The sequence below is a fragment of the Lutibacter holmesii genome, assembly GCF_042679665.1.
Taxonomy (GTDB): domain Bacteria; phylum Bacteroidota; class Bacteroidia; order Flavobacteriales; family Flavobacteriaceae; genus Lutibacter; species Lutibacter holmesii.
In genome coordinates, this window is record NZ_JBHTMV010000003.1 from 1,084,709 (window position 1) to 1,108,997 (window position 24,289).

General features: G+C 31.7%; 18 protein-coding genes and 4 tRNA genes. 14 read left to right on the forward strand and 8 right to left on the reverse strand.

The window, feature by feature from the left end; translation table 11 throughout:
* The first annotated feature begins 1 nt into the window (after position 1).
* On the forward strand, positions 2-3,877 hold the full coding sequence (locus ACFQ5N_RS07615) for a PAS domain S-box protein (RefSeq protein ID WP_386808892.1): 3,876 nt from the start codon (positions 2-4) through the stop codon (positions 3,875-3,877).
* A 13-nt stretch (positions 3,878-3,890) separates the two neighbouring features.
* Here ACFQ5N_RS07615 and ACFQ5N_RS07620 read toward each other — a convergent pair whose 3' ends face one another.
* The 8 genes from ACFQ5N_RS07620 to uvrA all read right to left on the reverse strand — a co-directional run bounded on the left by ACFQ5N_RS07620 (position 3,891) and on the right by uvrA (position 15,752).
* Positions 3,891-4,454, reverse strand: coding sequence for a 2-oxoacid:acceptor oxidoreductase family protein (locus ACFQ5N_RS07620; RefSeq protein ID WP_386808893.1), 564 nt, complete (start codon positions 4,452-4,454; stop codon positions 3,891-3,893).
* A gap of 6 nt (positions 4,455-4,460) precedes the next feature.
* Positions 4,461-5,234 (reverse strand): thiamine pyrophosphate-dependent enzyme, encoded by a 774-nt coding sequence (locus tag ACFQ5N_RS07625; protein WP_386808894.1) that lies wholly within the window; start codon positions 5,232-5,234, stop codon positions 4,461-4,463.
* Entirely contained in the window at positions 5,231-6,310 is a 1,080-nt protein-coding gene (locus ACFQ5N_RS07630; protein WP_386808895.1) for a 3-methyl-2-oxobutanoate dehydrogenase subunit VorB, read from the reverse strand. Before ACFQ5N_RS07630 ends, ACFQ5N_RS07625 begins: the two co-directional genes overlap by 4 nt.
* A 19-nt stretch (positions 6,311-6,329) precedes the next feature.
* Entirely contained in the window at positions 6,330-6,560 is a 231-nt protein-coding gene (locus ACFQ5N_RS07635; protein WP_386808896.1) for a 4Fe-4S dicluster domain-containing protein, read from the reverse strand.
* Between the two features lie 211 nt (positions 6,561-6,771).
* Positions 6,772-9,222 carry an alpha-ketoacid dehydrogenase subunit alpha/beta gene (locus tag ACFQ5N_RS07640; protein ID WP_386808897.1) on the reverse strand — a complete coding sequence of 817 codons (2,451 nt, stop codon included), beginning with the start codon at positions 9,220-9,222 and terminating at the stop codon, positions 6,772-6,774.
* Between the two features lie 138 nt (positions 9,223-9,360).
* Positions 9,361-12,171, reverse strand: a complete 2,811-nt coding sequence (locus ACFQ5N_RS07645) for an aminopeptidase (RefSeq protein ID WP_386808898.1) — start codon at positions 12,169-12,171, stop codon at positions 9,361-9,363.
* Positions 12,172-12,180: 9 nt separating this feature from the next.
* Entirely contained in the window at positions 12,181-12,891 is a 711-nt protein-coding gene (locus ACFQ5N_RS07650; RefSeq protein WP_386808899.1) for an LOG family protein, read from the reverse strand.
* Positions 12,892-12,926: 35 nt separating this feature from the next.
* Positions 12,927-15,752 (reverse strand): excinuclease ABC subunit UvrA, encoded by a 2,826-nt coding sequence (uvrA, locus tag ACFQ5N_RS07655; RefSeq protein ID WP_386808900.1) that lies wholly within the window; start codon positions 15,750-15,752, stop codon positions 12,927-12,929.
* 103 nt (positions 15,753-15,855) lie between these two features.
* Here uvrA and ACFQ5N_RS07660 point away from each other — a divergent pair, with 103 nt between their 5' ends.
* The 13 genes from ACFQ5N_RS07660 (at position 15,856) to tuf (ending at position 24,267) form a co-directional block, all read left to right on the forward strand.
* A complete protein-coding gene (locus tag ACFQ5N_RS07660; protein WP_386808901.1) occupies positions 15,856-16,083 on the forward strand; it encodes a PspC domain-containing protein in 228 nt (75 codons plus the stop codon).
* 3 nt (positions 16,084-16,086) lie between these two features.
* Positions 16,087-17,082: a potassium channel family protein gene (locus ACFQ5N_RS07665; protein ID WP_386808902.1), complete on the forward strand. Its 996-nt coding sequence runs from the start codon at positions 16,087-16,089 to the stop codon at positions 17,080-17,082.
* Between the two features lie 123 nt (positions 17,083-17,205).
* Positions 17,206-18,810, forward strand: coding sequence for an alanine/glycine:cation symporter family protein (locus ACFQ5N_RS07670; protein WP_386808903.1), 1,605 nt, complete (start codon positions 17,206-17,208; stop codon positions 18,808-18,810).
* A gap of 16 nt (positions 18,811-18,826) precedes the next feature.
* On the forward strand, positions 18,827-19,693 hold the full coding sequence (locus ACFQ5N_RS07675) for a ComEA family DNA-binding protein (protein ID WP_386808904.1): 867 nt from the start codon (positions 18,827-18,829) through the stop codon (positions 19,691-19,693).
* Positions 19,694-19,729: 36 nt separating this feature from the next.
* A complete protein-coding gene (locus ACFQ5N_RS07680) occupies positions 19,730-20,887 on the forward strand; it encodes an acyl-CoA dehydrogenase family protein (protein WP_386808905.1) in 1,158 nt (385 codons plus the stop codon).
* Positions 20,888-20,980: 93 nt separating this feature from the next.
* The gene (rpsU, locus tag ACFQ5N_RS07685) at positions 20,981-21,178 is read left to right on the forward strand and encodes a 30S ribosomal protein S21 (protein ID WP_386808906.1); all 198 of its coding nucleotides are present in this window, start codon (positions 20,981-20,983) and stop codon (positions 21,176-21,178) included.
* Between the two features lie 75 nt (positions 21,179-21,253).
* Entirely contained in the window at positions 21,254-22,141 is an 888-nt protein-coding gene (locus tag ACFQ5N_RS07690) for a tyrosine-type recombinase/integrase (protein ID WP_386808907.1), read from the forward strand.
* A gap of 6 nt (positions 22,142-22,147) precedes the next feature.
* Positions 22,148-22,447 (forward strand): ribosome hibernation-promoting factor, HPF/YfiA family, encoded by a 300-nt coding sequence (gene hpf, locus ACFQ5N_RS07695; RefSeq protein WP_386808908.1) that lies wholly within the window; start codon positions 22,148-22,150, stop codon positions 22,445-22,447.
* A 97-nt stretch (positions 22,448-22,544) separates the two neighbouring features.
* Positions 22,545-22,618, forward strand: a tRNA-Thr gene (locus ACFQ5N_RS07700).
* 108 nt (positions 22,619-22,726) lie between these two features.
* Positions 22,727-22,807, forward strand: a tRNA-Tyr gene (locus tag ACFQ5N_RS07705).
* 55 nt (positions 22,808-22,862) lie between these two features.
* Positions 22,863-22,935, forward strand: a tRNA-Gly gene (locus tag ACFQ5N_RS07710).
* Between the two features lie 10 nt (positions 22,936-22,945).
* Positions 22,946-23,017: transfer RNA gene (locus ACFQ5N_RS07715), tRNA-Thr, on the forward strand.
* 62 nt (positions 23,018-23,079) lie between these two features.
* Positions 23,080-24,267 (forward strand): elongation factor Tu, encoded by a 1,188-nt coding sequence (gene tuf / locus ACFQ5N_RS07720; protein ID WP_386808909.1) that lies wholly within the window; start codon positions 23,080-23,082, stop codon positions 24,265-24,267.
* The last annotated feature ends 22 nt before the right edge of the window (positions 24,268-24,289 follow it).

Sequence of the window (24,289 nt, forward strand, 5' to 3'; positions counted from 1 at the left end):
TATGTCCAATTTTTGTTCTTTAAGTCAAAAACAGTTAAATAGACTGTTTCCTTTTTTTATTTTAATTAATAAGGAAATGGAAGTTGTTTCTTACGGAGAGTCTATTGCAAAATTGTATGATTTTGGGCAAGTTAAAAAATTTCATGAGTTTTTTAAAATACCAAGGCCACTAACTATTATCAACTCATTTAATGATTTAATTGAACTAGAAGATAATTTAATTGTTTTAGAAGCGGTAACTACTGAAAAACTAAAATTACGTGGGCAATTTGAGTATTTGAAAGGTTCAGAAAATATCTTATTTATTGGTTCACCCTGGTTTGGAACCATTGAGCAATTAAAAGAAAATAACTTAATTATTGATGATTTTGCCAAGCACGATCCAATAATTGATTTGTTAAATGTTTTAAAATCTCAAGAAATAACCAATGATGAACTTAAAGGACTTGTTAAAACAATTGTCAAACAAAAAAATGATTTAAAAAAGGCAAATAAAGAAGTTTATGATATAGCATTATTTCCTCAACAAAATCCAGATCCAAATATTAGAATTAATTATGAAGGTGATTTAATACAAAATAACCCTGCAGCTTCCAATCTTGATTTTATTGAATACAATGGAGATGTTTATAGAAACGACTTGTTTTTTAAATTTTTAGTGACAGATATTGATAAAACTGCTAAAAGATGGAATTTTGAAGCTAGATCTAATGATGTAGATTATTCTTTTGGTTGTGTATCTATGCCTGAAGAAGGTTATATTAATATTTATGGAAGAGATATAACTGAGCAGAAAAAAAATCAAGCAGAGCTTGAGAAGCTGTCGCTTATTGTTCAAGAAACAACAAATGCTGTTATAATTACAGATTCAAAAGGGAAGTTAGAGTGGGTAAATAAGGCTTTTGAAAGAATAACGGGTTACAAGCTGTCTGAAGTTAAGGGTGAAACTCCTGGGAAATTTTTACAAGGTGAAGAAACAGATCCTGAAAGTGTTTCCTATATGAGGGAGCAAATTAAAAAATCATTACCGTTTACTTGTGAGGTATATAATTATAAAAAATGTGGGGAAGGTTATTGGTTAAGAATCAATGGACAACCAATATTTGATAATAAAGGGAAGGTTACACACTTTTTTGCTTTAGAAGAAGATATTACGGCTGAAAAAGAAGCACAAGAAAAAATAAAAGCAGCGGCTAGTAGAATGTCTTCACTTATTGCTAATTTAAGTGATGGTGTGTTGTTAGAAAATAAAAATGAAACCGTAGCGTTGGCTAACAAACGATATTGTGAGTTGTTTAATATAGGTACTGATCCAGCTCAATTAATAGGAGAAGATTGTTCAAACCTAGACAATAAGTTTAAGCATTTGTTTGTTGATCCAGATCTGTTTGTTTCAAGAGTTTCTGAGCTTTTAAAAAACAAGGAATTGGTTACAGGAGAGCAATTAGAGTTGGCTGATGGCCGTGTATTTGAGCGTGATTTTGTTCCAATTTGGAGTGATGGTGTTTATGACGGGCATTTATGGATGTATAATGATGTTACTGAAAAAATTGCTATTGATAAAAAGCTAGAGAATTTACGTGTTTTCTATGAAAGAATTCTAGATAATATTCCTTCCGATATTGCTGTTTTTGATAAAAATCATCGCTACCTATATATCAACCCTACGGGAATGCAAGATGAAGAATTAAGAAAATGGATTATTGGTAAAAATGATGCTGATTATATAAAAAGAAGAAATAAACCTGCATATATTTTAGAGGGTAGGCAAAAAGCATTCAAAGAAATATTAGAAAGTAAAAAGCTTAAAAGCTGGGAAGAAGAAATTCCACAAGAAGATGGCACTAGTAGGTTTATGATGCGAAATATGTATCCGGTTATTAGTGATACCAATGAGGTTGATTTGGTAATAGGGTATGGGGTTGATATTACCTATATAAAAAATATTCAGAAGGAAATGGCTAAAAGCGAAAAACGATACAGAGATGTTATTGATAATAGTTTAGCTATAATAACCACGCATGATATGGAAGGTAATTTCATGAGTGTAAATCCAATGGTTAAAAAACTATATGGTTATGAAGATGATGAGGTTATAGGGCATTCATTAATGGAATTTATGCCAGATGAAGATAAGTTATTGTTTCAAGAAAATTATTTAAATAAAATAAAAGAAAACAAAGAAGCTACGGGTATTTTTAGGGTGCTTCATAAAGATGGAAGTATTGTTTATAGTTTTTATAACAACTTTTTAAAAGAAGAAAAAGGAGAAGAGCCTTATGCAATTGGTTTTGCTGTAGATATTACCAGTCGTATACTTGTTGAAAAAGAGCTTAAAATAGCTAAAAAAGTAACAGAAGAGTTAGCGCAAACTAAGCAAAACTTTTTAGCAAATATGAGTCATGAAATTAGAACTCCTATGAATGCTATTATGGGAATGAGTCGCCAACTTCAAAAATCAACTTTAAATGATAAGCAGCGTAGTTATTTAGAAACTATTTCAAGTGCATCTGAAAATCTTTTAGTAATAATAAATGATGTTTTAGATTTAGCTAAACTAGAGGCTGGTAAGCTTACTTTTGAAAAAATTGGTTTTGATCCAAAATTAGTAATTGATGGAGCTATAAAAGTAATGATGCATAAAGCTGAAGAAAAAGGATTGTCATTAACTAATTCGTATTATGATAGTAAGTTAAGCTCAGTGCTATTGGGAGATCCATTCCGTATCAATCAAATTTTGTTAAATCTTATCTCTAATGCTATTAAATTTACGGCTGTTGGTGGTGTTGATATTTGTTTTAAAGTTGTTGAAGATTATAAAACATCTCAAGATGTTGAAATAGAAATAACAGATACAGGAATTGGAATGGAGCCAATATTTTTAGAGCATTTGTTTAAAAAGTTCAGTCAAGAATATGTTTCAGTAGCCAAAAATCACGGAGGTACAGGTTTAGGTATGAGTATTACAAAATCTTTAGTTGATGTTATGGAGGGTGATATTTTGGTTGAAAGTGAAAAGGGGAAAGGAACTACTGTATTCTTAAGATTTAATTTAGAAAAAGGAGGAGAGCAAGATATTCAGAAGAAAGATGCTTCATTTGTTGATAAAAATGTTTTAACAAATAAAAAAATATTAGTTGTTGACGATAATCAAATGAATAGGATGGTTGCGGCACTTATTTTAAGTGAATATGATGTCTCTGTTTATGAAGTTGAAAATGGAGAGGAGGCTGTGAAGTTTGTAAAAGAAAACCCTTGTGATTTGGTGCTTATGGATTTACAAATGCCAGTTTTAAATGGGTATGAAGCAACCAAAGTAATAAGAGAAGATTTAAATTCTAATATTCCAATTATAGCTTTAACAGCAAATGCAATAAAGGGTGAAAGTGAAAAATGTCTTTCTTTAGGAATGAATGATTATTTATCGAAGCCATTTGATGAAGATCAGTTTTTGTATGTTGTTTCAACTTGGTTGGGGAAATCTAAAAACAAGCCTCAGACATCTTCAGTAGAGAAAAAAGTGCCAACAGAAGCACTATTTGATTTAAGTAAACTTGAAGCTATAGCCAAAGGAAACAAGGCATTTATTGATAAAATGTTGCAATTATTTATTGATGATACACCTGCATCTATTAATGAAATGAAGCAGGCATATCAATCTGGAGATTTTAAAGAAGTTGCAAGAATAGCACATAAAATAAAACCTTCTTTAGATACGTTAGGTGTTCATTTATTAAAAGAGGAAATACGTGAAATTGAAGCTGATGCTGAAACTTATGGTGATTCAGAAGAATTGAGTGCCATGATTCTTTATCTAGAAAATACAATTAAACGCGTGTTAGTTGAACTTCAAAAATTAAAATCTAAATCAGTATAAATTAAAGAAGTAATTAGGAAACGGTTGCTATGGCTTCATACTTTTGTATGGATTCCATTCCTTTTGTAATTGCTTCTTTATTTAAAGGTATTAAATGATGATATCTTTCAGAAAGTGATTTTTCTAAGCCGTGTATAACGTTTTCTAATTCAACTACTGGTTTGGCTTTTAAATAAGCGCCCAAAACAACCATATTAAATATTTTTTTGTTTCCCATTTCTGTGGCTATTTTAGTAGCTTCAATTTGGTAAATATGTATGTCAGTTCTAGTTGGGTGCACATGAATTCCATTTGGTTCGTAAATTAATATACCGCCAGGTTTTACAGTTTCTTCAAACTTATCCATAGACTGCTGATTTAAAATAATTGCTGTGTCAAATAATTTTAAATAAGGCGAGCTAATTCTTTCATCACTTAAAATAACAGTTACGTTGGCTGTTCCTCCTCTCATTTCAGGTCCGTATGAAGGCATCCAGCTTACTTCTTGGTCTTGCATTATTCCTGAGTAAGCCAATATTTTTCCCATGGATAAAACTCCTTGGCCTCCAAATCCTGCAATAATAATTTCTTCTGTCATAACTTATTATTTTAGTTTACCATTTACTTTAATATCACCTAAAGGAAAGTAAGAAAACATATGTTCTTCCATCCATTTATTGGCTTCATTTGGGTTCATTTTCCATCCAGAATTACAATTTGATACAATTTCAATAAATGAAACTCCTTGTTTTAATCTAGTGTTTTCAAACGCTTTTTTTATGGCTTTTTTTGCTTTTCGAGCATGTTTGTGTGTGTGTACAGCTTGGCGTGTAGCGTAATAAACACCAGGTAAATTTGCAACTAACTCTGTCATTTTAATTGGCATTCCCATTGTTTTAGAATCTCTTCCATATGGTGAAGTTGAAGATTGCATTCCTTCTAAAGTAGTGGGAGCCATTTGACCACCAGTCATTCCGTAAATTCCATTATTTACAAAAATAATTACAATGTTTTCACCTCTATTACAAGCGTGAATAGTTTCGGCAGTTCCAATTGCTGCTAAATCACCATCACCTTGGTGAGTAAACACATATTTGTTTGGCCAACATCTTGCAATTGCTGTTGCTACCGCCGGAGCTCTTCCGTGCGCAGCTTGTGTCATGTCAATATTCATAAAATCATAAGCGAGCACAGAACAACCTACAGGAGCTACACCTATAGTTTCTTCAACTATTCCCATTTCGTCTATAACTTCCATTGTTAAATTGTGTGCAGTACCGTGACCACAACCCGGGCAATAAGACAGGGTTGTGTCTGTCATTAATTTAGTTTTACAGAATACTTCATTTTCTGGTTTTATAATGTCTAGTACGTTCATTTTATAATTTTTTGTTCTAAGGCTGCTAATACTTCTTCAGGAGTATGAATAATACCTCCAGTTCTTCCAAAATGCTCTACTGGTACTTTATGTTCAACAGCAAGTTTTACGTCTTCTACCATTTGACCAGCGTTTAATTCAACACTTAAAATTCCTTTTACTTGGTCAGCTAATTCAAATAATTCTTGTTTTGGATATGGGAATAATGTGATTGGTCTTAAAAGGCCAACTTTTATTCCTTTGGCTCTTGCAAGTTCAACTGCTTTTTGACTAATTCTTGCGCTTGAGCCATATGCTACAATTAAATATTCAGCATCGTCACAGTTTATTTTTTCAAATCGAGTGTCTTCAGCCTCCATTTTGGCATATTTAGCCATTAAGCGATGCACACGAGCTTCCATTTTTTCAGATTGTAGGTCTAATGAAGTAATAATATTTCGTTCTCTATTAGTTCTTCCGGTTGTAGCCCAACTTCCATGTTTTTGAATTAATTCTTCGTCGCTTATTCTCTCTTTTTGTTCTTTTAAAACAACTTTTTCCATCATTTGACCAATTAATCCGTCGGATAGAATTAATACCGGAGCTCGGTATTTGAAAGCAATATCAAAAGCATCTTCTACAAAATCTGCCATTTCTTGAACAGATGCTGGAGCTAAAACATATAATTTGTAATCGCCATGTCCGCCACCTTTTACAGATTGAAAATAATCAGCTTGTGAAGGTTGAATAGTACCCAATCCTGGACCACCACGAACAACGTTTACAATAACTGCAGGTAATTCTGCGCCTGCCAAATAAGAAATACCTTCAAGTTTTAATGAAATTCCAGGGCTTGATGATGAGGTCATTATTTTTTTTCCGGTACTTGCTCCACCATAAACCATATTTATTGCTGCAACTTCGCTTTCTGCTTGTAAAACAACCATACCGGTTCTTTCTTCAGGACGTTCAGTCATTAAATATTCTATCACCTCAGATTGAGGAGTAATAGGGTAACCAAAATAAGCATCTACGCCGGCTCTAATAGCAGCTTCGGCTAAAGCTTCATTACCTTTCATTAGTTTTAATTCGGACATTGGGTTAATGTTTTATTAGTTATGCTGAAACTTTTACGCGATATACAGAGATTGCTCTGTCTGGGCAAACAATTCCACAATTTGTGCAGCCTGTACACGCTTCGGGATTTTTCATATAGGCGTAATGATAGCCTTTTCTGTTTACTTCAGTTGACATTGCAATTACATCTTCAGGGCAAACAGGTATGCAAACCTCACAGCCTTTACATGTTTCAGTATTAACAACGATCGCTCCTTTAACTTTTGCCATTTTAATAATTTTAAAGATGATTATTAGCTTGTAATTCTATTATTCTCAAATTTAACGACTATTTATTGTAAAAACTATGATATATGTCAATTTATGATATTTGTCATAGAATTTATGTGGGTTTGAATCACTTTAAGGTGTGTTTTAAACCAAAAAAAACACCTAAATAGGTGTTTTTAAAGCGTGTTTATGTTTGTGTAACAATTGTTGTTTAATACAGTTTTTTATATTTTGAAGGGTTTACTTCGTGCATTATTTTATAAATAGTTTCAAAAATATCTTCAGCATTTGGTTTAGAGAAGTAATCGCCATCGCTTCCGTAAGCAGCTCGGTGCTCTTTAGCTGTTAATGTAATTGGTTTACTATCTAAAAACTCGTAAGCATTTTGTTTTTCTAAAATTTCATTTAATAAATAAGCTGAAGCTCCACCTGGCACATCTTCGTCTATAATTATTAAGCGATTTGTTTTTTGGACACTTTTTACAATATCATGATTTACATCAAAAGGAAGTAAACTTTGCACATCAATAATTTCAATATTGATATCAACTTGTAATAAATCGTTTACAACATCTTGCACAATTTTTAGTGTTGATCCATAAGAAACAACGGTAATATCAGTTCCTTCTTTTACTGTTTCTACAACTCCAATTGGTGTTTTAAACTCACCTAAATTATTTGGTAGTTTTTCTTTTAGTCTATAACCATTCAAATTCTCAATAACTAATGCTGGTTCATCACATTCTAACAATGTGTTGTAAAACCCTGCTGCTTTAGTCATATTTCTGGGAACTAAAATATTGATACCTCTTAATAGATTAACAATTGCTCCCATAGGAGATCCAGAATGCCAAATACCTTCTAACCTGTGACCTCTTGTTCTAATAATTAGCGGTGCTTTTTGTTTTCCAATGGTTCTGTAAAGAAGTGTCGCTAAATCGTCACTTAATATTTGTAATGCGTATAACAAATAATCTAAATATTGAATTTCTGCAATTGGACGTAATCCTCTTAAGGCCATTCCAATTCCTTGTCCAATAATAGTGGCTTCTCTAATTCCTGTATCAGAAACTCTTAATTTTCCGTATTTTTCTTGAAGTCCAACAAGTCCTTGATTTACATCTCCAATGCTACCAGCGTCTTCACCAAATATAAAAACATCTTTTCTATTTGAAAAAATGGTATCAAAATTATCTTTTATAACAATTCGGCCATCTACTACGTCAGGGTTTTTGTTATAAGTAGGTAGTACTTCTTTTAAATTGCTAACTTTTTTTTCTGTTTGGCTATATAAATGTGAACTAAATTTTGGTTGTTCAACAGCAATAAAGTTTAAAATCCAGTTTTGAAGCTGTTTTTTTTCTGGAAAAGTTTCATTTCTTAAGTATACAATTGTTTTTCTTGCCGTGCTTAATAAATCTTTTTTTGTAGGTTCTAAAACTGCGTTTAAATCATTTTTAATTTTAGTGATAAAAACATTGTTTTCGCTTTTGTTGGCAACATTTTGAAGCAGTAATAATAAAGCGTTTTTTTGATTTTTTATAGGTGTAATAAAAGCATTCCAAGCCTCTCTTCGTGCTTTTCCTACTAATTTTTTTGCGTCTTTTTCAATTTTAATTAATTCTTCTTCATCCTCTACAAATTTTAGCGAGTTTCCTTCAGAGTCAGTCAATTCAAATCCAATAATCCAATCGCGCATTTGTGAATTACAATCATATTGACGTTCCCAAGTAAGGCGCTCTGGTGATTTGTAACGTTCGTGAGAACCTGAAGTTGAATGACCTTGTGGTTGCGTTAATTCTTGTACATGAATTAATACAGGTACGTGTTCTTCTCTTGCAATTTTAGAAGCATTGCTGTAAACTTCAATAAGTTGAGCATAATCCCAACCTTTTACAGTGAAAATTTCATATCCTTTCGCATTTTTATCACGTTGAAACCCTTTTAATATTTCTGAAATATTTTCTTTGGTAGTTTGAAATTTTGCAGGTACCGAAATTCCGTAGTTATCGTCCCAAACACTCATTACCATTGGTACTTGCAAAACACCAGCGGCGTTTATGGTTTCAAAAAAGACACCTTCTGAAGTACTTGCATTTCCAATAGTTCCCCAAGAAATTTCATTTCCATTATTTGAGAATTTCGGATTTTCTAATTCTGGAAGTCTTCTAAATAATTTAGAAGCATAAGCAACTCCAAGCAATCGTGGCATTTGAGCAGCTGTTGGTGAAATATCACTTGTTGAGTTGTATTGTTCAGTTAAGTTTTTAAACTCACCATTTTCGTCTAAACTATGCGTTAAAAAATGACCACCCATTTGTCTTCCCGCAGACATAGGTTCAGCTTCAATATCAGTGTGTGCGTATAAAGCTGCAAAAAATTGTTGTGGAGATAGCTCTCCAATAGCCATCATAAAAGTTTGATCTCTGTAGTAACCAGATCTAAAATCTCCTTTTTTAAAGGCCTTTGCCATTGCAAGTTGAGGTACTTCTTTACCATCTCCAAAAATTCCAAATTTAGCCTTTCCGGTTAGTACTTCTCTTCTCCCCAGCATGCTACATTCCCTGCTTATTACAGCAACCTTGTAATCATGTAAAACTTCTGTTCTAAATTGATTAAATGAAAGTTGTTCTTGGTTGGAAGCTGAAGATTTTACTTGCATATTTTCAATTTTTTTGGTTGTGCAAAGGTACGGTTTTTAAATGATAGTTGAAAGTTGACTTTTTTAAGTTGATTTTATTGAGTTTAACGTATTGTATTTAAATGGTTTATGGTGGTTGGTTTTTGTGCGAGATAAGGTTTAATAAAACCCTCTTTTAAGAAAATTGAATATTTTTTTAGGTTTTAATACCAATACAAATCTAATTTTTGAGGCGTAATTTGGTTGTGTAATTTCCCAACCTAAATTTGAGTATACTGGGAAATAAACTTCTAAAATATCTTGTACAAAGTTTAGTCTAACTCCGTTTTCATAAGCAAAATATACTTTTTCATATTTATTTTTTACCAAAGCAGTATCATTGTAAACTTCAATCCAACGCCAAAGACCAATGCTTGTGTTTATAGATGTTAGCCATTGATTTGCGTATGCTACTGGTAGTTTTGATTTAAATCCACCTTCAGAAATAATAATTTGTTGACTTAAAAAACCACTGGTTTCTGAACGTCCTAAATAATCGTATCTAAATAAATAATCTGTTGGTCTATCTAAAGCAAAGCTAAAAAAATCAGTATTGGTATTGTTTGATAAGAACGCACCTGCAAATAATCTAAAATCAAATTGTGTGTTTGTGTTTGTAAGTGTTCTGTAATGTGCATTTAACGATATTTTACTGAATTTATCAGAGATTTCTAATCCTGTAGAGAAACGTAAATCTTTAATAATATTTGGTTTTGCAAATCCGTAACCTATGTTAAAAACATTGTATTTTAGTGTTTCAATGTCTTGAGTTTCGGTTAATGAAGGTGTTTTGTCTACAAATGTAAAAGAGGTAGAAATTATGTTGCTACTAATATCTCTGTAATTTTTTTTCCTAAATTCAAGTGCAGCATAAGGAACAATTTGGTTATAAGGCAATCCTTCAGCATAATCATAATGGCCACCAGCAACGCCCACCAATATTTTATTTACTTTCCCATTTTCTGGTAAATACTCATATCTTAAAGAATATGAACCCGAAAAAGAATTACTTTTTGTTCCATAAGAAGGAGTAATTTTAAAGTTTATGCTTTTGTTTAAATATGTTTGGTTTGAGAAAGTCATACCTAAAATAATACCATTATAATAATTGTATCCAAATACCGGTTTGTAAAAGAGTTGGTTGTAATATGGATTTTCTAAATCTTTTAGAAAACGAAACTGAATAGGTCTGGTAACCAATTTTTTATCAACGTTTTTCCAGTTATTTCTTAAATTATATTCAGGAAGTAAAGAGTTGTAGTTTAAAGAGAGTTTGTCAAAGCCATTTTTTGCTATTGTAATTGTAGCTGAAGTATCTATCTCTGACAGCCATTTTTGGTATTTTATGTTGTTGTCTTTTAAACCATATAATTTTATGGGTGTAGTAAAAGATCGTTTGTTTTCTACAATTACCTTAAGTGAGTCATCTGTTTTTTCAACTTTTTTTATGGTGTAATCTGGTTTTTTATTGGTTTGTAAATAGCCAATTTTAAACCATTCAAGGTCTTTTGTTGTGTTTATGTAGTTGAAAATTGCTTTGCTTTCAACTTTTTTTGAAGAGTTTTGGTTTGAAAAATCAACAATTGCATTTTTAATAGTTGCTTCGCCTAAATAACTATCTAAATACCTTAATCCAAGTCCGGCTTTGTATTTGTTGGCTATTTTTTTATTGAAGTTTGATAGTGAATCAGCGGGTGTGGTTAAAGGTTGGTCTAAATTTTTACGTGATGCAAATTGATAAACAAAATCATATTTTGCATTGTAATTAATTTTAGCCAAATTATATTTTTTAACACCCCAAAACTTCGAAATATTTCCTAGTGCTTTTACTTCAGGATAAAATTTTTCAACATATTGCATCATTAAATATGTTTGAAGTCCGTCAATAAGCCAAATATCATCTCTTTGGTTGAATAAAAATTTGTTTTCAAGATATTTGCGTACTAATACTTTAAACATTTTTATATCCCATTCAAAAATATCGCTAAATGGCTCTAAAAAAGAAGGTAGTTGATTTAACCCATACACAGGATCACTTTCATAACTAATTTTGTTTATAAGCAATTTTTTGTGAGGGAATTTACCTAAATAGGATTCAATAAAACTTAGTTCTCTAGTTAAAATATTTGTTTTAACAACTAAATTTAATTTTTCAGAATTTAGATTTGTGGTAATTGCAACAGGTGTAGAGTTGTAGCTTGAAAACTCATTTAATTGCGTAATATTTACTTCAACATCAGGTCTATTACTTCCTAATAATCTGTATTCATTAGTGAATTTATCTTCTTTAACAGTAAATAATAAATCGCTATTTACGGTATACTCTTTTGGAATGTTTAATGTAATATCATAATCACAAAAATCAATGTATAAATCATCTAAATCTAAGTTGCTAAACGTTTTCCAATTTTTTTCCAAAATTGCAGGTGCCAAGTACCAGTATCGCAAGTTGTATTCGTAATTATTTACACCGTATCTTGTGAATTTATCCTTCGGAATTTTTACGGTATACGTTGCGGTTATTTTAACTGAGTCGTTAGGTTGTAAAGGTTGGTTTAGTATTAGTTTTAAAATGTCAGGGTTTTCCTTAGTACTTTCCCAAGAGGCTAATTTATTGTTAATGTTTATGCTTTTAATTTCTGAATAACCTCGATTTTTTTCTTTTGTAAAATGAAATGATTTTGAGTTTTTTTCTTCAAAACGTATGGCTAATGGCGTATTTTTATCTTTATAAGCATTTGCCCAATTATGAAAATAAATGGAGTTTAAACTATTGTTAGAAGTATTGTAATAAAGTGTTTCTTGGTAAACTTCTAATTTGTTTGTTTCTGAATTTAATGCTGCAGTAATTGAAATGTTGTTTTTTTGACCTACGCATAGATTTAAAAACAATACACTTAACAGCAATGTAAATTTCAGGGTTTTATTCAAAGCTTTTTATTAGAAATTAGGGCTTAAACTGTATTTTTTATAGAAGGTGTTAATTACTTCTAAAACTTCATCTTCAGTATCTACTATAGAAATTAAATCCAAATCTTTTGGGCTTATGGTTCCTTCGGTAAGCATAGTGTTTTTTACCCAATCAATAAGTCCAGACCAAAATTTTCTTCCTACCAATACAATAGGGAATTTTCCAATTTTTTTGGTTTGTATTAGTGTAAGTGCTTCAAACAATTCATCTAAGGTTCCAAATCCACCTGGCATAACAACAAAACCTTGAGAGTATTTTACAAACATTACTTTTCTCACAAAAAAGTAATCAAAATCTAAACTTTTATCTGAATCTATGTACGGATTGTCATGTTGTTCAAAAGGTAATTCAATATTTAAGCCTACAGATGTTCCTTTACCTCGTGCGGCACCTCTGTTACCTGCTTCCATAATTCCTGGCCCGCCACCAGTAACAACACCATAACCATTTTGGGTAAGTTCAAAAGCAATATTTTCGGCTAATTTATAGTATTCGTGATCTTCTTTTGTACGAGCAGAACCAAAGATGCTTACACAAGGCCCAATTTTTCCTAATCGCTCAAAACCATCAACAAATTCAGCCATAATTTTAAATATAGCCCAAGAGTCGTTTGTTTTTATTTCATTCCAAGTTTTTTGCTTGAATTTTTCACGTATTTTTCTATCTTCAGTAGGTAGCATTTAGTTTTATTTTGTTTAGTTAAAAATATTGTTGTCTAATTTAGTTCTTTTTTTAAGAATTTAGCGGTATAACTTTTTGGGTGTTTACTTACTTTTTCAGGAGTACCAAAGCAAACTAATTCACCACCATTTTTTCCACCTTCCATTCCAATATCTAAAATATAATCGGCTAGTTTAATAACATCCATATTGTGTTCAATTACTAAAATAGTGTTTCCTTTATTGGTAAGCTTATTTAATACCTCCATTAATACTCTAATATCTTCAAAATGAAGTCCTGTGGTAGGTTCGTCTAAAATATAAAAAGTGTTTCCTGTGTCTCTTTTTGATAATTCAGCTGCTAGTTTTATGCGCTGTGCTTCACCACCAGAAAGTGTTGTAGATTGTTGACCTAAAGTAATGTAACCTAAACCAACATCGTTTATAGTTTTTAATTTTCTAAAAATTTTAGGAATATGTTCAAAAAACACTGCGGCTTCTTCAATAGTCATATTCAATATATCTGAAATTGATTTTCCTTTGTATCTAATCTCTAAGGTTTCTCTATTAAATCGCTTTCCTTGGCACGTTTCACACTCTACTTGCACGTCTGGTAAAAAGTTCATTTCTATAACACGAACACCGCCACCTTGGCACGTTTCGCATCTTCCTGCTTTTACATTAAATGAGAACCTTCCAGGTTTGTAACCTCTTATGGCTGCCTCGCTTGTTTTTGCAAATAGGGATCTAATTTCACTAAAAACGCCTGTGTATGTTGCTGGGTTTGAACGCGGTGTTCTTCCAATAGGAGATTGGTCTATTGCAATAACTTTGTCTATGTGTTCAAGTCCAGTAATGGCTTTGTAAGGCATTGGTTTTTTTACACCTTTGTAAATATGTTGATTTAAAATAGGGTATAAGGTCTCATTAATTAAGGTAGATTTTCCGCTTCCTGAAACACCTGTAACGCAAATTAATTGTCCTAAAGGAAAATTAACAGTTACATTTTTTAAGTTGTTACCTGTGGCTCCACTTAAAACTATTTTTTCACCATTTCCTTTGCGTCTTTTTTTAGGAATTTCAATTTTTTTGCTTCCGTTTAAATAATCAGCGGTTAAAGTATGGTGTTGTTTAAGTTCATTAAAAGTACCTTCACTTACAATTTCTCCTCCGTGAACACCTGCTCCAGGACCAATATCTAATACAAAATCGGCCATTTCAATCATGTCTTTATCGTGCTCAACTACAATAACAGAGTTTCCAATATCTCGTAAGTTAATAAGAGATTTAATTAATTTCTCGTTGTCTCTTTGGTGTAAACCTATGCTTGGTTCATCTAAAATATATAAAACACCAACTAATTGAGATCCTATTTGCGTTGCTAACCTTATACGTTGTGCTTCACCACCTGAAAGTGATTTTGAACTTCGGTCTAATTGTAAATAGTCCAATCCAACATCTAATAAAAATTGAATTCTGGTTCTAATTTCTTTTAAAACTTCTGAAGCAATTTTTAGTTGATTTTCACTTAGTTTTTCTTCAATAGCAACAAACCAATTTGCAAGCTCGCTTACATCCATTTTTGCTAATTCAGAAATATTTTTTTTGTTGAATTTGAAATAAAGTGCCTCTTTTTTTAATCGAGCACCTTTACAAGTTTCACATTCAATTTCGTCCATAAAATCTTTTGCCCAACGTTTTATTGAAGAAGAATCGGTTGATTTGTATTGATTTTCAATGAAATTAATTATTCCTTCAAAGTCTATTTCATAATTTCTTGTTACTCCAACAGTTTTTGACGTAATTTTAAATTTTTCTTTCCCACCATTTAATATAATGTCAAGTGCTTCATTTGGTATTTTTGAAATAGGATCAGTTAGTTGAAACTTGTATCTATCTGCAATTAATTGCAATTGCTTAAAAATCCAGCTTGTTTTTTGTTCTCCAAGTGGTGCAATTCCTCCGTTTTTTATAGAAACATTTTTGTTAGGAATAATTTTGTCAATATTTACAGAGTTTGTAATTCCCAAACCATTGCAACTGTCACAAGCACCTTTAGGTGAATTAAACGAAAAAGTATTTGGTTCAGGTTTTGGGTATGAAATTCCTGTTTCAGGACACATTAAATCTCTACTAAAATAACGTGGTGTATTTGTGTTGTGTTCTAAAACCATTAAAATATTGTCACCGGTATACATAGCGGTATTAATGGTTTCTGCTAGTCTTTTTTCAGAATTTTCTTGAATGGCAAGTCTATCAATAACAATTTCAATATCGTGCGTTTTGTAGCGGTCTAAACGCATGCCTTTTTCTATGTCTCTTATTTCGCCATCTACTCTAACTTTTACAAATCCTTGTTTTGCAATTTGATCAAAAAGTTCTCTATAATGGCCTTTTCTAGATTTAATTACAGGCGCAAGTACAACTATTTTTTTTCCTTTGTAGGTATCTAAAATAAGCTCTTTAATTTGCGTATCACTATAACTAACCATTTTTTTATTGGTGTTGTAGGAGTAAGCATCAGCAGCACGAGCGTAAAGCAATCTTAAAAAGTCATAAATTTCAGTAATAGTACCAACTGTTGAGCGCGGACTTTTATTAGTTGTTTTTTGCTCAATAGAAATTACAGGTGAAAGACCATCAATTTTATCAACATCCGGTCGTTCTAATCCGCCTAAAAATTGTCGAGCATATGCTGAAAAAGTTTCAATATATCTGCGTTGGCCTTCGGCATAAATAGTGTCAAAAGCTAAAGACGATTTGCCACTACCACTTAAACCTGTGATTACTACCAGTTTTTCTCTAGGAATACGTACATCAATATTTTTTAAATTATGAACACGTGCTCCTAGCACTTCAATATATTCTTCGTGTTTTGTCATTGATTTTTTGGAAAGTTGCAAAGTTAAATAAATGAAATTAGAAATTTGAATTGAGGTGATATCTTATTTGGAAATTAGTATATTGCGTAAAAATTAGGAGCCTTTGAATTGGATACATTCCATACGACATTTTTTTGAAAAACATGGTTTTGCTGTTTCATCTAGATTTGCAGATAGATTAGGAATGAGCGCTTCAAATGTGCGTTTATTTTTTATATATTTATCGTTTGTAACACTAGGAGTGTCATTTGGTATTTACTTAACGTTGGCTTTTCTATTGCGACTTAAAGACTTAATTTATACTAAAAGAAGCTCGGTTTTCGATTTATAAAATATGCAATTTAAATCTAAACTTTATTTGTCATTTGTTTTGGTAATGCTGGTAATTGCCATTGGTGTTGCGGGCTATATGATTATCTCAAATGGTAGTTTTGTAGACTCACTGTACATGACAATTATTACTATGTCTACAGTTGGTTTTAGTGAAATTCATGCGCTTTCTGTTCAAGGAAAATTATTTACAATTTTTTTAATTATTATAAGTATTGTTGTTTATGGTTATACGTTTGCTTCAATAACGCAATATTTTACAAATAGTGATGTGTTTAAACTTTTAAAAGAAAAAAAGGTGCAAAAACAAATTCAAAACTTAAAAAACCATACCGTAGTTTGTGGTTATGGAAGAAATGGGAAACAAGCTGTAGGGAAATTGAAACAATTTAATCAACCTTGTGTTGTTATTGAAAAGCGAAAAGCTGAGGTTGAAGATTTAGTTAGAGATGGTGTATTGCATGTTGAAGGTGACGCAACTAATGATGATGATTTAAGAAAGTTAAATTTAGATGAAGCAAAAAGTTTAATAACTGCATTACCATCTGATGCTGATAATTTATTTGTTGTGTTGTCGGCGCGTCAATTCAATAAAAACTTTACAATAATAAGTAGAGCTTCTAATGAGTCTTCTTACGGAAAGTTAAAGTTTGCCGGTGCAACCAATGTAATTATGCCAGATAAATTAGGAGGAGCTCATATGGCATCTTTAGTGGTAACTCCAGATTTAGTTGAATTTGTAGATAGGTTAACAATTGCTGGTGATGTTGATGCAAACTTAGAAGAAATCTCAGTAAACGAATTGCCAGATGAGTATATCTCAAAAACCATATTAGATTTAGATTTACGTCGAAAAACAGGATGTAGCATTATTGGTTTTAAAACTGAAAAAGGTGAATACATTATAAATCCTGAAGCTAAAACAAAACTAGAAAGAAATACTTTTTTAATTGTTTTAGGAGAAAAAGAGCAAATTAAAAAATTACGAGCCTATTTTTAATTTTTTTGACTTTTTTTGTTAATATTATTTAGAATAGTAATAGATATCTGTTTTAATTGTTAAAAACTTGTAGTAACCTCATTTTTTTACCATATTGCAGCGATTTTTAATAAAACAATTTATATGAAACGTAAAATAGTATCTTTTCTACTACTAATTATTCCTTTTTTAACATATTCTCAAGAATTATCTATCGATGAACAGATAGAAGCAAAATTTAAACCTTTCGCAGATGCTGTAAGTTCGGTTGTTTTTTATCCAATTTCAATTGTTGGTATTGAGGTTCCTATTGTAATTATTATTTTACTGTTAGGAGCTTTGTTTTTTACACTGTATTTTAAATTTGCAAATATTACTTTATTGGGTGTAGCTATTAGAGCAGCAAAAGGAAAATATGATGATGTAGATCATCATTCAGTTGAACCAGTAGCGGGAGATCCTACTCCGGGAGGAGATGTTTTTGAAAGCGTTCAGGCTGAAGGTGTTGTAGGAGAAGTTACACATTTTCAAGCTTTAACAGCAGCGCTTTCTGCAACAGTTGGTTTAGGTAATATTGCAGGTGTAGCAGTAGCAATTGCTATTGGTGGTCCAGGTGCAACAATTTGGATGATAGTAGCAGGATTTTTTGGAATGTCTACAAAATTAGTTGAGGCTACTTTGGGTGTAAAATACCGTGAGGTTGGTGAAGACGGAAAAATTTATGGTGGTCCAATGTACTACCTTAGAAAAGGATTAAAAGAAAAGAGTTTAGGCGGATTAGGAAAAGTATTAGCAGTAATGTATGCTATTTTTGTAATTGGTGGTTCTTTTGGAGGTGGAAATATGTTTCAGGCCAATCAAGCTACGGCACAATTTAAATTGCTTTTTGGATTAGAATCTGGATTTTTATTTGGTGTTGTAATGGCTATTTTAGTTGGTATTGTAATTATTGGTGGTATTAAAAGAATTGGTCAGGTTACAGAGAAAATAGTTCCTTTCATGGGAATTATGTTTGTTGGGGCTTCTTTAGTAATTATTGGAATGAATTTTACAATCATCCCTGATGCTTTAGTTCAAATTTGGAATGGTGCATTTACACAAACATCTGTAGTTGGTGGTGTAATTGGTGTAATGATTGTTGGTTTTCAACGAGCAGCATTTTCAAATGAGGCTGGTGTAGGTTCTGCATCTATTGCACATGCCGCAGTAAAAACTAGATTTCCTGCAAGTGAAGGTATTGTGGCATCTATTGGGCCTTTTGTTGATACAGTTGTTATTTGTACAATGACAGCCTTGGTAATTGTGGTAACAAACTTAAAAAGTAACTTATTTAATTACTCAAATTTAGATGAAGGTAATAATGTAATTATGAATGGTACAGGAAAGCATTTAGGAGGTGTTGATTTAACTTCTGTAGCTTTTGACTCTGCAATTCCTAATTTCTCTATTTTATTAACTGTTGCAGTAATATTATTTGCTTTTTCAACAATGTTATCTTGGTCTTACTACGGTATACAAGGTTGGAAATTTTTGTTTGGAAAAAGTAAAATTGTAGATATTACTTATAAAGCATTATTTTTAATGTTTGTAGTAGTTGGAGCATCTTCAAGTTTAGGTTCTGTAATTGAATTTTCAGATGCTATGATTTTTGCAATGGTATTTCCTAATATTATTGGTTTGCTGTTATTAGCGCCAAAAGTAAAAGGAGAGCTTAAAAAATATTTAAAAGCAATTGGTCATAAGCAATGATCTAAAATTTAAGATAATGAAAAATTTCAAATCCCATTTCAGTTTCAATAAAAAGCAACGGAATGGGATTTTCTTTTTGCTGCTAATTATTATTGTGTTACAAATAAGTTTCTTTTATGTTGATTTTTCTTCAGAAGAAAACATACAAATTTCACAAAAGGAAATAGCGTTGTTTCAAAAAGAAATGGATTCACTTCGTTTGGTTGAGGTTGAAAAATCTAAACCAAAAATTTACCCTTTCAATCCTAATTATATTTCAGATTATAAAGGCTATCAATTAGGAATGTCTGTTGCTGAAATTGACAAATTACTAGCGTTTAGAGGAAAAGGATTGTTTGTGAATTCAGCCAAACAATTTCAAGAAGTCACAGGTGTTCACGATAGTTTATTACTTCAAATTGTACCTTATTTTAAATTTCCAACATGGGTAACTTCTAAAAAGGTAAAAACTACAATGTCTGTAAAACAAAAAGAAGTTATTGTTTTAAAAGATTTAAACTTAGCAACTATTGAAGAGTTACAACTTGTAAACGGAATTGGAGAAAAGCGAGCTGAAAGAATTATTAATTACAGAACTAAGTTGCAAGGATTTTGTTTTAATGAGCAATTATATGAGGTTTGGAATTTAGATAAAGATGTAGCAAATAAGGTTTTAGATAGATTTAAAGTAATGAAGCCTCCTGTAATTCAGCAAATAAATGTGAATGAAGCCACCTTTAAAGAAGTGTTGTCTATTGTTTATATTGATTATGAATTGACAAAAAAGATTTTTAATTATAGAGATGAAGTAGCTGAAATTCAATCTCTTGAAGAGTTGAAAAAAATTGATGGTTTTCCTTTGGGGCTATTCGACAGAATAGCTTTATATTTGACAGCTAAATAAATTTGATTTAATAACTCAATTAGCCTGATATAAAGTATGTATTTTACAGAAGAGCACGAGGTATTTCGACAAAGTTTTCGAGATTTTTTACAAAAAGAAGTAGTTCCTAATATTGATAATTGGGAAAAAGCCGGGTTTATAGATAAAAATATTTATAAGAAATTTGGTGAAATGGGCTATTTTGGATTGAATTATCCAGAAGAGTTTGGAGGTTTAAATTTAGATCTTTTTTATACCGTAGTTTTTTTAGAAGAATTGCAAAAAGTAAATTCTGGTGGTTTTGCTGCAGCTATGTGGGCGCATACTTATTTAGCTATGACGCATTTAAACGCAGAAGGTAGTGCGTACATTAAAGAGAAGTATTTAGTTCCAAGTATAGAAGGTGATTTAGTTGGTTGCCTTTGTGTTTCAGAACCATTTGGTGGTTCAGATGTTGCAGGAATGAGAACAACTGCTACTAAAAAAGGAAATACTTATGTTATAAACGGTTCAAAAACGTTTATAACCAATGGAGTTTATTCTGATTATTTGGTGGTTGCTGCAAAAACAGCGCCTGAATTAGGGAATAAAGGAATGAGTATTTTTGTTGTAGATAGAGAAACAGCTGGTATTTCAGCAACGCAATTGGTGAAATTAGGATGGAAAGCATCTGATACTGCAGAAATTGCTTTTGACAATGTGGTTATTCCAGAAGAAAATCTATTAGGTGAAGAAGGGAAAGGTTTTGCGTATATAATGCAGCATTTTGCTTCAGAAAGAGTTATTATGGGGGTAAATGCACATGCACGTGCAGAGTTTGCTTTAGATTACGCAATACAATATATGTCTGAAAGAACTGCTTTTGGAAAAACAATTGATAAATTTCAAGCTTTAAGGCATAAAGTTGCCGATATGGCAAGTGAAATAGAAATGTGTAAAGAGTTTAATTATTCTATAGTTAAGCGATTAGATTTGGGACAATATGTAGTAAAAGAGGCTAGCATGTCTAAATTAATGTCTACAAAAATTGCTGATGAAGTAATTTATAACTGTTTACAATTACTAGGTGGTTATGGTTATATGGAAGAATATCCTTTAGCTAGGTTATTAAGAGATAGTAGGTTAGGTCCAATTGGCGGTGGAACTTCTGAGATTTTGAGAGAAATAATTGCAAAAATGATTATTGATAAAAAGGAATATAAACCTATTGCTTAAATAAATATAATTTAATTATTGTTTATTTAAAATTGTTTGTACATTTGCAATCCAAAATTTAAAAGAGAACGACTTGAAAGGAGGTGCCAAAATATGTTAATCATACCAGTTAAAGACGGAGAGAATATTGATAGAGCGTTAAAACGTTACAAAAGAAAATTTGATCGTACGAAGACAATGAAAAATTTACGTAACCGTAAGCAATTCAACAAACCTTCAGTTGTAAAACGCGCGCAAAACATAAAAGCTCAATATGTTCAAAAATTAAGAACATCAGAAGAGCAAGGTTAATTTTTAGCCAAAACACTTTAAACCGTTAGTAAAAACAAATTACAAGTTGTATGTTTGTTTGCTAACGGTTTTTTTATGCCTATAAATTCCTTTTTAAATTACTTACTTTTAGAGAAAAAATATTCTCAGCACACGGTAACTGCATATAAGAATGATTTAAAATCATTTCAAAATTTTTGTAGTAGCGAGTTTGGTGATAAAAATATTGTTTCTGTTAATTATCCTGAAATTAGAAGTTGGATAGTTTCTTTGGTAGAAGATAACATTTCAAACAGAACTATTAATAGAAAAGTATCTTCATTAAAAACATTCTATAAGTTTCTTCAAAAAACAAAACAAATAGAGGTAAGTCCATTAATAAAACACAAAGCATTAAAAATAGCAAAGAAAGTACAGGTACCTTTTTCTGAAGGAGAAATAGAGACGGTAATTAATTCTAAAAGTGACGTTCAAGATTTTGAGTCGGTTAGAGATAAATTAATTGTAGAGTTGTTATATTCAACAGGAATGAGGCGGAGTGAATTAATTCATTTAAAAGTAAATGATATTGATTTTAGCAATCAGGTAGTAAAAGTTTTAGGAAAAAGAAATAAGGAACGATTTATTCCGTTATTAAAATCTGTAAAAAGCTCATTACAAGAATACTTACTTTTTAGAAGTGAAATTGAGACCAGCGAGTCCTATTTATTACTTACAAAAAAAGGTAAAAAAACATATGATACACTTGTGTATCGAATAATAAATAATTATTTTAGTAGTGTGTCATCAAAAATAAAGAAGAGTCCTCATGTGATTCGACATTCTTTCGCGACACATTTATTGAATGAAGGCGCAGATTTGAATTCTGTTAAAGAACTGCTTGGGCATTCGAGTTTAGCGTCAACACAAGTATATACCCATAGTAGTTTGGGTAAGTTAAAAGAAGTGTATAACAATGCTCACCCAAGGGGCGAAAAAAACTAATTTATTATGAAAGTAAACGTACAGTCAGTTAATTTTAATATAGATAAAGGTCTTGTTGAATTTATAGAAAAAAAAGTAAATAGTTTAGAAAAGTATTATGATAAAATTGTAGATACAGATGTTTTTTTAAAAGTTCAACAAACAAGTGATAAAGAAAATAAGTCTGTTGACGTTAAATTAAATATTCCTGGGAATGATTTGGTGGTGAAGAAACAAAGTAAAACATTTGAGGAAGGTGTGATGTTAGCTACAGAATCGCTAAAAAGACAGCTTCTAAAAAAGAAGGAAAAAGTAAGAGCTAAATAAATTTTAAAAAATAATTTAAAAAGGTTTGTTTAAACTTAAAAACTTTAATACATTTGCAGTCCGTTAGAAATAGCGGACTTCTTTTATGGAGTAAAAAGCCGATGTAGCTCAGCTGGCTAGAGCAGCTGATTTGTAATCAGCAGGTCGTGGGTTCGAGTCCCTCCATCGGCTCAATAAAAACAAGAGATTGTTTTTATATGTTGAAATGAGTAAATGCTTTTAATAAAAGTGTTTGAAGCGTAAAATCTTCTTTAGCTCAGATCTTTGAAAAGAATAAATGGTGAGATACTCAAGTGGCCAACGAGGGCAGACTGTAAATCTGCTGCGCAAGCTTCGAAGGTTCGAATCCTTCTCTCACCACAAATGAAAAATGTAGTAAGAGATTATTACACAATGATGATTTGAAGAAATTATTGCGAGAGTAGCTCAGTTGGTAGAGCTTCAGCCTTCCAAGCTGACTGTCGCCGGTTCGAGCCCGGTCTCTCGCTCTTTTTTTTGGCCGGTGTAGCTCAGGGGTAGAGTGTTTCCTTGGTAAGGAAGAGGTCACGGGTTCAAATCCCGTCATTGGCTCAAAATAAAATAAATAGAATTTAACACTATTATATATAACTAAGATTTAAAATTTAATAATTATGGCTAAAGAAACCTTCGATCGTTCGAAACCACATTTAAACATTGGTACTATTGGACACGTTGATCACGGTAAAACAACCTTAACAGCTGCTATTACTGTTGTATTAGCAGATAAAGGACTTTCTGAAGTAAAAGATTTCGATCAAATCGATAACGCTCCTGAGGAAAAGGAAAGAGGTATTACAATTAATACTGCTCACGTTGAGTATCAAACTGCAAATCGTCACTACGCTCACGTTGACTGTCCAGGTCACGCCGATTACGTAAAGAACATGGTAACGGGTGCTGCTCAAATGGATGGTGCAATCATCGTTGTAGCTGCAACAGACGGACCAATGCCTCAAACAAGAGAGCACATCTTATTAGGTCGTCAAGTAGGTATTCCTAGATTAGTTGTATTCATGAATAAAGTGGATATGGTTGATGATGAGGAATTATTAGAATTGGTAGAAATGGAAATCAGAGATTTATTATCTTTCTACGAATATGATGGTGATAACACTCCTGTAGTTCAAGGATCTGCTTTAGGTGGATTAAATGGTGAGCCAAAATGGGCTGACAAAATTATGGAATTAATGGATGCTGTTGATACTTGGATTGAGTTACCAAAGCGTGATGTTGATAAAGATTTCTTAATGCCAATTGAGGATGTATTCTCAATTACAGGTCGTGGTACTGTTGCAACTGGTCGTATTGAGACTGGTGTAGCTAATACTGGTGATGCTGTTGATATTATTGGTATGGGAGCTGAAAAATTAACTTCTACTATTACTGGAGTTGAAATGTTCCGTAAAATATTAGATAGAGGTGAAGCTGGGGATAACGTAGGTATCTTATTAAGAGGTATTGCTAAAGAAGATATCAAAAGAGGTATGGTAATCTGTAAGCCAGGTTCTGTAACTCCACACTCTAACTTTAAAGCTGAGGTTTATATTCTTAAAAAAGAAGAGGGTGGACGTCACACTCCATTCCATAACAACTACCGTCCACAGTTTTACGTACGTACAACTGACGTAACAGGTACTATTAACTTACCTGAAGGTGTTGAAATGGTAATGCCAGGTGATAACTTAACTATTACTGTTGAATTACACCAACCAATTGCATTAAATGTAGGTTTACGTTTTGCAATCCGTGAAGGTGGTAGAACAGTAGGTGCAGGTCAGGTAACAGAAATGTTAGACTAATCTAATCTAAAATATATAAAGG

Bases quoted from the DNA above. Each gene is read 5' to 3' on its own strand.
- ACFQ5N_RS07615 (WP_386808892.1), top strand. From the start codon at position 2: ATGTCCAATTTTTGTTCTTTAAGTCAAAAACAGTTAAATAGACTGTTT.
- ACFQ5N_RS07620 (WP_386808893.1), bottom strand. From the start codon at position 4,454: ATGACAGAAGAAATTATTATTGCAGGATTTGGAGGCCAAGGAGTTTTA.
- ACFQ5N_RS07625 (WP_386808894.1), bottom strand. From the start codon at position 5,234: ATGAACGTACTAGACATTATAAAACCAGAAAATGAAGTATTCTGTAAA.
- ACFQ5N_RS07630 (WP_386808895.1), bottom strand. From the start codon at position 6,310: ATGTCCGAATTAAAACTAATGAAAGGTAATGAAGCTTTAGCCGAAGCT.
- ACFQ5N_RS07635 (WP_386808896.1), bottom strand. From the start codon at position 6,560: ATGGCAAAAGTTAAAGGAGCGATCGTTGTTAATACTGAAACATGTAAA.
- ACFQ5N_RS07640 (WP_386808897.1), bottom strand. From the start codon at position 9,222: ATGCAAGTAAAATCTTCAGCTTCCAACCAAGAACAACTTTCATTTAAT.
- ACFQ5N_RS07650 (WP_386808899.1), bottom strand. From the start codon at position 12,891: ATGCTACCTACTGAAGATAGAAAAATACGTGAAAAATTCAAGCAAAAA.
- uvrA (WP_386808900.1), bottom strand. From the start codon at position 15,752: ATGACAAAACACGAAGAATATATTGAAGTGCTAGGAGCACGTGTTCAT.
- ACFQ5N_RS07665 (WP_386808902.1), top strand. From the start codon at position 16,087: ATGCAATTTAAATCTAAACTTTATTTGTCATTTGTTTTGGTAATGCTG.
- ACFQ5N_RS07670 (WP_386808903.1), top strand. From the start codon at position 17,206: ATGAAACGTAAAATAGTATCTTTTCTACTACTAATTATTCCTTTTTTA.
- ACFQ5N_RS07675 (WP_386808904.1), top strand. From the start codon at position 18,827: ATGAAAAATTTCAAATCCCATTTCAGTTTCAATAAAAAGCAACGGAAT.
- ACFQ5N_RS07680 (WP_386808905.1), top strand. From the start codon at position 19,730: ATGTATTTTACAGAAGAGCACGAGGTATTTCGACAAAGTTTTCGAGAT.
- rpsU (WP_386808906.1), top strand. From the start codon at position 20,981: ATGTTAATCATACCAGTTAAAGACGGAGAGAATATTGATAGAGCGTTA.
- ACFQ5N_RS07690 (WP_386808907.1), top strand. From the start codon at position 21,254: ATGCCTATAAATTCCTTTTTAAATTACTTACTTTTAGAGAAAAAATAT.
- hpf (WP_386808908.1), top strand. From the start codon at position 22,148: ATGAAAGTAAACGTACAGTCAGTTAATTTTAATATAGATAAAGGTCTT.
- tuf (WP_386808909.1), top strand. From the start codon at position 23,080: ATGGCTAAAGAAACCTTCGATCGTTCGAAACCACATTTAAACATTGGT.